This window comes from Thiomonas sp. TH-17 (assembly GCF_057473305.1).
In genome coordinates, this window is the sequence record NZ_JBYCKI010000217.1 from 1 (window position 1) to 9,014 (window position 9,014).

7 protein-coding genes are annotated in these 9,014 nt (G+C 65.2%); all 7 read left to right on the forward strand.

The window, feature by feature from the left end; translation table 11 throughout:
* The coding region (locus AC2VLV_RS13005; protein ID WP_486990390.1) for a hypothetical protein at positions 1-270 on the forward strand (270 nt) is incomplete at its 5' end.
* 52 nt (positions 271-322) lie between these two features.
* A complete protein-coding gene (locus AC2VLV_RS13010) occupies positions 323-1,318 on the forward strand; it encodes a LacI family DNA-binding transcriptional regulator (RefSeq protein WP_486990391.1) in 996 nt (331 codons plus the stop codon).
* 318 nt (positions 1,319-1,636) lie between these two features.
* Complete coding sequence (locus AC2VLV_RS13015; RefSeq protein WP_486990392.1) at positions 1,637-4,141, forward strand: TonB-dependent receptor plug domain-containing protein; 2,505 nt, start codon at positions 1,637-1,639, stop codon at positions 4,139-4,141.
* Positions 4,138-6,048: an alpha-amylase family glycosyl hydrolase gene (locus AC2VLV_RS13020; RefSeq protein ID WP_486990393.1), complete on the forward strand. Its 1,911-nt coding sequence runs from the start codon at positions 4,138-4,140 to the stop codon at positions 6,046-6,048. Before AC2VLV_RS13015 ends, AC2VLV_RS13020 begins: the two co-directional genes overlap by 4 nt.
* 29 nt (positions 6,049-6,077) lie before the next feature.
* Positions 6,078-7,022 carry a PfkB family carbohydrate kinase gene (locus AC2VLV_RS13025; RefSeq protein WP_486990396.1) on the forward strand — a complete coding sequence of 315 codons (945 nt, stop codon included), beginning with the start codon at positions 6,078-6,080 and terminating at the stop codon, positions 7,020-7,022.
* A gap of 14 nt (positions 7,023-7,036) precedes the next feature.
* Entirely contained in the window at positions 7,037-8,398 is a 1,362-nt protein-coding gene (locus tag AC2VLV_RS13030; RefSeq protein ID WP_486990394.1) for an MFS transporter, read from the forward strand.
* Between the two features lie 133 nt (positions 8,399-8,531).
* On the forward strand, positions 8,532-8,831 hold the full coding sequence (locus AC2VLV_RS13035) for a redoxin domain-containing protein (protein ID WP_486990395.1): 300 nt from the start codon (positions 8,532-8,534) through the stop codon (positions 8,829-8,831).
* The last annotated feature ends 183 nt before the right edge of the window (positions 8,832-9,014 follow it).

A 9,014-nucleotide genomic window follows, 5' to 3' on the forward strand; every position in this document is an offset into this window, starting at 1 on the left:
ATGCGCGCATTGTCGGCGCTGCTCCAGATTCGCACGCGCGCCGCTGATCGCGATCTCGTCACCTTCGTGGACGGCATTGCCGCGGCGTGCATGCGTCACCGCCGGGTGCAGGCGTCCGGGGCGGAATCGCCATGCCGGTTGAACCTTTCGGGCATTGCCGGTGTCTTCTGCGCTTCGATGCGCACGGCTACGATGCCGTGTGCGAGGTGCAGTGACCTCAACCGGCCCCTATCTGGACGCTTCTGTCAATTCCTCCATGGCACGCCGTAATCCGACATCGCCCGGTTCGCCGCCAGCACGCCCCCCGCGCGCGGGACAGCGCATGCGCATGGCCGATCTGGCGCGCATGGCCGGTGTATCCACGTCGACGGTATCGCGTGCATTGCAGGGTCATCCGGCAGTCAATGCGGAGACGCGGCAGCGCATCGAGGATCTGGCGCGGCGGCTGAACTACAGCGTCAACACAGCAGCGATGCGTTTGCGCCGGGGCGTCAATCCCACGATCGCCGTCATCGTGCCTTTCGAGCCGGCGGCGAGGCAGCCGCTGACCGACCCGTTCTTCCTTGGCCTGATCGGCAGCCTCGCCGATGCCCTGACCGAGCGCGGCTACGAGATGCTGGTCGTGCGCATGGATGCCAGTCGCCTACATGATGCCGAGCAGCTGATCGCCACCGGTCGGGCTGCGGGGATCGTCGTGATCGGCCAGTGGCACCAGCATGCGCAACTGAACGCGTTGGCTGCGCGGGGCACGCCCTTGGTGGTGTGGGGTGCGCAGCTGGATCGCCAGCTCTACGCCACGGTCGGTTCCGACAATCGCTCCGGTGGTCGTCTGGCCACGGCGCATCTGCTGGCGCAGGGACGGCGGCGCATCGCCTTCATCGGCGATACCGGTTTGCCCGAGGTGGCGCAGCGCTATGCCGGCTACCTGCAGGCGCATCAGGATCTCGGCCTGGCACCGGATCCGGCGCTGGTGCTGAGCGAACCCTTCCTGCCATCTGGTGCGCTGGATGCTGCCCAGCGCCTGCTTGCGCAGCGCCCGCGCTGCGATGCGGTATTTGCCTGCAGTGACCTGTTGGCGATGTCACTGATCAGTGCGTTGCGGGCGCATGAGATGCGCATCCCCGAGGACATGGCCGTGGTCGGTTACGACGATGTCGAACTGGCGGCCTATTCGTCGCCCCCCCTGAGCACCGTGCGGCAGCCTCTGCAGGCAGGCGGCGTCGCGCTGGTCGAAACACTGCTGCACTGCATGGCGGGTGGGGAGGCCAGCTCGCAGCAGCTGCCGACAGAATTGGTGGTGCGCACCAGCAGCCGCTGACCGCGTCGTGTCTGGGCGTCCAGGCGCAACGGTTCGCTGGCGGCTGCGCGTGCCTGACCGGTATGCGTCGCCCCGCGGACCTCGACCATGCGCCGGTTGGCTCCGGGGTGTCACATTGCCAGTATCGGAATCGATTTTTCGTATTGATTTATATTGATCATATCATATTGTTTTTAATGATGCGATGCAGAATGCAATCGATTGCAATATGTTGGACAGTGTGTGCGCTGGCCTGGGGCCGAGCCGCGGTTCGCGCCGACCAGCCAACCCATCACCATGCGCCGCAGGCTGGCGCTGAATACCAATCCGGAGGGGACCATGCATCGCACACCGATCCGAAAGACCACCCTGGCCTTGGCACTGGGCCTGGTGCTTGCTCCGCTGGCCGCCGCGCACGCGGCCGATGCCCAGCAGACGAAACAGGACGCCGCAACGACGCGGAAACCGGACGAGAAGAAGGCAGTCAGTCTCTCGCAGGTGATCGTCACCGCCGTGCCCGAGGCGGTCACGGTGATGGGCTCCAGCGTGTCGGTCAGTACGTTGGACGCCACCCAACTGCAGCAGAGTGGCGCGCAGAGCGCCTCCGGCATCCTGCGCGACATCCCCGGCATCCGCGCAGAGTCCTCCGGCGGCGACGGCAACGCCAACATCTCCGTGCGCGGCCTGCCAGAGGCCTCGGGCGGCGCCAAGTACGTGCAGTACCAGATCGACGGCATGCCGGTACTGGAGTTCGGCGATATCGCTTTTGCCACGCCCGACACCTTCATCCGTCCCGACTACAACTTGCGCAGCGTCGAGGTGGTGCGCGGCGGCTCATCGTCGATCTTCGCCAGCAACGCGCCCGGCGCGATCATCAACTTCATCACCAAGACCGGACGCACAAAGGGCGGCGCGGTCGGCCTGACTTACGGGCTGGGCACTTACGATACCAGCCGTCTGGACTTCGACTACGGCGGTCCGATCAACAGCACCACGCGCTACCATGTTGGCGGATTCATCCACAGTGGGCAGGGCCAGAAGCCGGTGGGTTACACCGCGCAGCAGGGCGGACAGTTCATGGGCAACATTACCCATGACATCGACGGTGGTTTTCTGCGCCTGAGCTTCCAGTATCTGAACGACAAGGAGCCGGTGTACCTGCCGGTGCCGCTGTACATCACTGGCAGCAACAGCAACCCCAGCGTCAGCTCGATCCCGGGTTTCAGCATTCAGGACGGCGCGCTGCAGACCCCGTACTGGCAGCGCGACCTGTCCATGAACGCCGCTGGCAACCGCGTGGTCACCAATCTGGCCGATGGCTACCACTCCAAGGTGACCGCGATCGGCGGCATCGGCGAGTTCACCCTGCAAGGTGGCTGGAAGATGCACGAGCAGTTCCGCATCGCGAAGAACTCCGGCTCCTTCGTCGGGCCCTATCCCGCCGAGGTGAACGCCGCTTCCGCGCTGGCACAGGAGATCGGCGGCAGTGGCGCGACACTGAGCTATGCCACCGGGCCCAACGCCGGGCAAGCCATCGCCAACCCGGCGGCACTGGCTGGCAACGGGCTGGCCGTGCGCACGATCCTGTTCAACGTGACGCTGCCCAACATGGACAACGCCACCAACAACCTCACCTTCACGCGCAATTTCGATACCTCCAGTGGTCCGCTGGATGTACAGCTCGGCTACTACCACTCGCTGCAGCACATCAACCAGGACTGGCACTGGAACACCTATCTGGAAACTGTGCAGGGTCAGAACGCGCAACTGCTCAACGTAAGCAACGCGCAGGGCCAGCTGCTGACACAGAACGGACTGGTGAATTACGGCGAGCCCTACTTTGGCAACTGCTGCCAGCGTTCGTATGACGTGCAGTACACGATGGACGCGCCGTTCGTCTCACTGACTTGGGAACCGGGCAATTGGCGTTTCGACGGCGGCCTGCGCTTCGACCGCATGCGCGCCAGCGGCAGTTATGCAGGCTCGACCGGCACCGCGCCGATCGACGTCAACCAAGACGGCATCATCGAGTATCCCGAACAGACGGTCCCGGTGGTCAACAACGCGGCACCCATGCCGGTCGACTACACGCGCTCGCATCTGGAGTACTCCTTCGGCGCCAACTACATGTTCGACATGAACCTCGCGGCTTTCGCGCGCGTCAGCAGCGGCGCGCGCTTCAACGCCGACCGCCTGCTGTTCGGCGGCGGTATCCTCCCCGATGGCAATGCCACGCAGCCGGTGGCGGTCAACGTGGTCAAGCAGTATGAGATGGGCCTGAAGTGGGGCAATCGCCATTACTCGCTGTTCGCGACCGGTTTCCTGGCCACCACGCAGGAGCAGAACCAGGACGTCACGCAGAATCTGGCGGTGATCAGCCGCCATTACCGCGCCAAGGGTCTGGAGCTGCAAGGCTCGGTGAACTACGGCGGCTTCGCGCTGCGCGCCGGCGCCACCTACACGCTCTCGCGCATCACCGCCGACGCCATCACACCGGACGACGTGGGCAATGCACCGCAACGGCAGGCGCACTGGATCTACCAGATCAGCCCCGTCTACAACAGGAGCGCATGGACTGTGGGCGCGACAGTGATAGGCACCACCAAGTCTCCGGGTGGTACACCCAATGGCCTAGTCATGCCAGGCTTCGTGCAGACCAACCTCTTCGCCCAGTACGCCATCAACCCGCGCATGAACATCTCGCTGTATGCCGATAATGTGTTCAATACCGTCGGCCTGACCGAGATCGACAGCAGTCCCAACGTGGTCACGGCCAACGGCCTGAACACGGCGCGATCGATCCTGCCGCGCAGCGTCTACGTAGTCTGGCAATACAAGTTGTGAGCGAACCAGAAGCCCAGCTTCGCGGCCGGCTGCGGCACATCGCGGTCGGCCGCGCCGCTTTCGTGTCGGCCATGCCGCGTGACCGTTGCGATGAGGCCAACCTGCGTTTCACGCAGGCGGGAGGACGCCTGCACGAAGCGCTACACGCGTTGTACGGCACGCTCCCAGGATTCTCGCCCTGGTTCGATACGCTATGCGCCAGCATCGGAACACTGGCTGCACGGCGTCACGCTGAACTGTGCCAGCAGGATGCCGCGCGCAGCAGGGATCCGCACTGGATCGAGCGTGCGCGGTGGATCGGCTACAGCGCCTATGTCGACCGTTACGCGGGGACTTTGCGAGGGGTGATCGAACGCATCCCGGCCTTGCGCGAACTGGGTGTGGGCTATCTGCACCTGCTGCCGTTCCTGCGCGCACGTGCCGGCGAGAGCGATGGCGGCTTCGCCGTGGCCAGTTTCGAGGATGTAGAGCCGGGGCTTGGAAGCATGGCGGACCTCGAAGAGCTGACCGCGGCACTGCGCGGGGCAGGTATCAGCCTGTGTGCCGACCTCGTGCTGAACCATGTGGCTGATGACCATGCCTGGGCGCGTGCTGCGCGTGCCGGGGATGCCCGTTACCGCGATTATTTCCATGTACTGCGTGATGCCGGTGAAGTCGCCGCCCACGAGCGCAGTCTGGGCCAGATCTTCCCGCAGACCGCGCCCGGCAATTTCACCCCTGTCGAAGCGCTCGGCGGATGGGTGTGGACCACGTTCTATCCGTTCCAATGGGATCTCAACTACGCGCATCCGCCGGTTTTCGCCGAGATGGCCGACGTGATGCTGCGTCTTGCCAATCGTGGCATCGAAGTGCTGCGCCTGGACTCGGCGCCGTTCCTGTGGAAACGCAAGGGCACAGACTGCGTGAACCTGCCCGAAGTGGAGCAACTGCTGGTGGCCTTTCGCGCCGTGCTGGATCTGGCCGCGCCGGGTACGGTGCTCAAGGCCGAGGCGATCATGCCCACGCGCGAACTGGCGCGCTACTTCGGTCAAGGAGACGATGCCGGCCACGCCTGCCAGCTGGCCTACCACAGCGGTCAGATGGCTGCAGCCTGGGCCAGCCTGGCCAACGGGGACGCGACGCTTCTGCGCCAGCAACTCGTGCAGACGCCACGGCTGCCGCAAGGCTGCGGATGGATCAGTTACGTGCGATGCCATGACGATATTGTCTGGGGCGTACTCGATGCGCAGGGGGATGAGGACGCCGCAGCGTGCGTTGTGCGTGCTGCGCATTTCCTCGAGGGTGGCGGAGACAGCTATGCGCGCGGCGCGGCGTTCCAGCAGCAGAATGCCGGTGTGCATGGCACCAACGGCATGACCGCGAGCCTGCTCGGTCTTGACGCGCCCGCGGACCAGGCGCCGTGGCAGGAGGCACTTGCACGCTTCGCGCTGATGTATGGGCTGGCCTACTGGATTGGCATGGTGCCACTGGTCTACATGGGCGACGAATTCGGCCAGACCAACAATTGCGACAGCGGGGATGCCGCGCGCCTGGCTGCGGACGGACGCTGGCTGCAGCGTCCCCGCTACGACCTGCAGCGTGCGGCGCAGGCCGACGCGGGTATCGGCGTGCCCGCGGCTACGCGGACCCTGCTGCGGCAGCTGGCGCTGGCGCGGCGCGCGCTGCCGGCCGGCAGCCTGGAGTCGCCGGTCGAGATCGTCGCCTTGCCCGATCCGGCGCTGCTTGGTCTGCGTCGTGGCGCGCATTCCACGGCGCTGTTCAATTTCGCGCCGGGGGTGCGCGACGTCGATGCCGCGGCGCTCGGACTGGAGGATGACTGGCAGCTTCTGTGGCCAGGCCTGGCACGTGGTGGAGACGGCACCCTGCAGATTCCTGCCTGGGGCATGGCCTGGTGGTGTTGCGCATGACCGGGCAGTGCGGAGCGCGGCACGACTTGGTGGTGGTCTTCGGTGAGACCTTGGTAGACGCCTTTGCCGAGGCCGAACTGCCGGGTGGCGCACCGTTCAACGTCGCTTGCCATCTGGCGGGACTGGGCCTCGAACCGCTGCTGGTCAGCCGCATCGGCATGGATGCTGCAGCGCAGGAAATCGACGCGGTGGCCACGCGCTGTGGCCTGCGCATGGAGGGCGTGCAACGCGATCCCGGACGTGCCACCGGACGCGTGCGGGTGCACGAGGATACGCATGGCCACCGTTTCGAGATTCTTCCCGACCAGGCTTATGACCACATCGATGCTGGCGAGGCCGTCAACGTGCTTGCGGCGCTGCCATGCGCCTGGGAGCCAGAACGCTGTTGGCTGTATGCCGGCACTCTGGTACTGCGGAGCGCCGACAGCCATGCCGCACTTGAAGCGCTGAGCGGCGCATTGCGGCCACGACGCTTCGTCGACCTGAACTGGCGCGAGGCGGGGACGACGCCGGCGATTGCGCTGCAGGCCGTCAAGGGTGCCGAGGTGCTGAAGGTCAACGCCGAGGAGCTCGCCCTGATGTGCCGCTGGCTGGAGTTCGCGGACGATGCGCCAGGTGTGCAGGCATCCATGTGTCGAAGCGCGGCCATCGCGCGTCTTGCAGAAGCTCTGTCGCTGCGCAACGTGCTGCTGACCCATGGCGAACATGGCGCCACGGCCTGGAATGCGGACGGCGTGCTGCGCGCGCGTCAGCCCGCGATCCCGGCTGGGCCGGTGGTGGATACCGTCGGCGCGGGTGATGCTTTCGCCGCCGCGGTACTGGCGGCTCTTGCTCTACACGGGGATCTGGCGGATGCCATGGCCTTCGCCTCTCGTTTCGCGGCAGCCAGTTGCGGACTGCGCGGCGCGCTTCCCTCCGCCGTCGGCTTCTACGAACCGTGGCGTGCGGCGCTGTCTGCTCTGACGGCGCGCTGACCCGGAGACCTGTGATGCACGGCAGCGAGACCTCGTCGAGCGCGAACGCCACACCCCTGGTTGTCGCAAAGCCACGCCTGTCGATCCGCCAGATCGTCAACATGAACCTGGGCTTCTTCGGCATCCAGTTCAGCTTCGGGCTGCAGCAAAGCAGCATGAGCCCGATCTACAAATACCTCGGCGCACATGATGCTACGCTGCCCTACCTGTGGCTGGCCGGGCCGATCACCGGGCTGATGATCCAGCCGCTGATCGGTGCGTTGAGCGACCGTACCGACACGCGCCTGGGGCGGCGCACGCCTTATTTTCTGGTCGGTGCGCTTTTGTGCAGTCTGTGCCTGCTGGCCATGCCTTACAGTCCGGCCTTGTGGGTGGCGGCCGGGTTGCTGTGGATCCTGGATGCGGCCAACAACGTCACCATGGAGCCCTATCGCGCGTTCGTCAGCGACCGCCTGGACAGCAGCCAGCATGCGATCGGTTTTCTGATGCAGAGCGCATTCACCGGGCTCTCGCAGACGCTGGCCTATCTCACGCCCTCGATCATGGTGCTATTCGGTCTGCACGCAGGGCTGGTCAATGCACATGGCATTCCCTACGTGGTGGTGGCTGCGTTCCTGATTGGTGCGGTGGTCTCTATCGCCACCGTGGCCTGGTCTGCATGGACCACGCCGGAACTGCCTCTCACCGAAGCCGAACGCGCGCGCATCGAGGCTGCGCCGCGCAGCTGGAAGGCGACTCTCGACGAGATCTTATCGGCACTGCGCGAGATGCCGCCGACCATGCGCCAGTTGGCGGTGATGATGCTGTTCCAGTGGTACGCAATGTTCTGCTACTGGGAGTACATCCCGCTGTCGCTGGCACGCACCCTGTTCGGGACGACCGACTCGCATGCAGCGGGTTTCACCCAGGCGGTTCTGATCAACGGCCAGATCGGCGGCTTCTACAATTTCCTCGCCTTTCTGGCGGCGCTGGCCATGCTGCCGCTGGCGCGGCGTTTCGGGTCGCGGGCACTGCATGTCGCCAGCCTTTGCGCTGGGGGTGTCGGGCTGCTGGCGTTGCCGCAGATCCATGTGCACGCCTGGCTGTTCTTGCCGATGGTGGGTCTCGGCATCGCTTGGGCCAGCATGATGGGCAACCCCTACGCGCTGCTGGCCGGCAGCATTCCGCCCGAACGCGCCGGCGTGTACATGGGGCTGTTCAACGTGTTCATCGTGGTGCCGATGCTGCTGCAGATCCTCACTTTGCCGTGGATCTATGGGCCGCTGCTGGCGGGCAATCCGGAAAACGTGATCCGTCTTGCGGGCGGTTTTCTGCTGGTGGCCGCGCTGCTGACCCTGCGTGTTGGACGCCACACACGTACGCCGGGTGTTCCCTGAAGATTGCGTTGCAGCACGAGCTGCCAGCGTGCGCGCCAGCATGAGTTTCTCCCGCATCGGAAGACCCCCATGTGCCGCAGGCTCGTGATGCTTCTTGCGCCGTGTCTGCCGCCCGCCATGGCGTTTGCGGGCGATGCCGCCGCAGATCGGGCAGGTGGCCCCCGGCTTCAAGCTGCAGGATCAGAACAGACGCTGGCAGTCGCTGGACGCCTATCGCGGTCAATGGCTGGTGCTGTATTTCTGCCCCAAGGACTTCACTCCGGGCTGCACCACCGGATTGTGTCCCGCTGCGTGGTGTAGCTTCCGGCACCCGGTAGCTGTCGGGTCGGGTTGGGCCGTGCATATTCCGGTCAAGAGAAGCCAGCGTTCCGGTTCATGGGAAGCCAGCATTCCGGTTGATGAGAGGCCAGCGGGCGGCGACGTAGTCGGGTGAGGTGAACGGAGTCTAGTTTCTGTCGCGCGTTCCTGGGCGCATGGAGTGGGTCGCTGCTCGGCAAGGTGATGCTGTTCAACTACATCGCCAAGGTGCTGTGGGAAGTGCTGGCCACGCCGCTGACCTACCGTATCGTGGCCTTCCTCAAGCGCGTCGAGCACGAGGACTACTACGACCGCGACA

Bases quoted from the DNA above. Each gene is read 5' to 3' on its own strand.
- AC2VLV_RS13010 (WP_486990391.1), top strand. From the start codon at position 323: ATGCGCATGGCCGATCTGGCGCGCATGGCCGGTGTATCCACGTCGACG.
- AC2VLV_RS13015 (WP_486990392.1), top strand. From the start codon at position 1,637: ATGCATCGCACACCGATCCGAAAGACCACCCTGGCCTTGGCACTGGGC.
- AC2VLV_RS13030 (WP_486990394.1), top strand. From the start codon at position 7,037: ATGCACGGCAGCGAGACCTCGTCGAGCGCGAACGCCACACCCCTGGTT.
- AC2VLV_RS13035 (WP_486990395.1), top strand. From the start codon at position 8,532: ATGCCGCCGCAGATCGGGCAGGTGGCCCCCGGCTTCAAGCTGCAGGAT.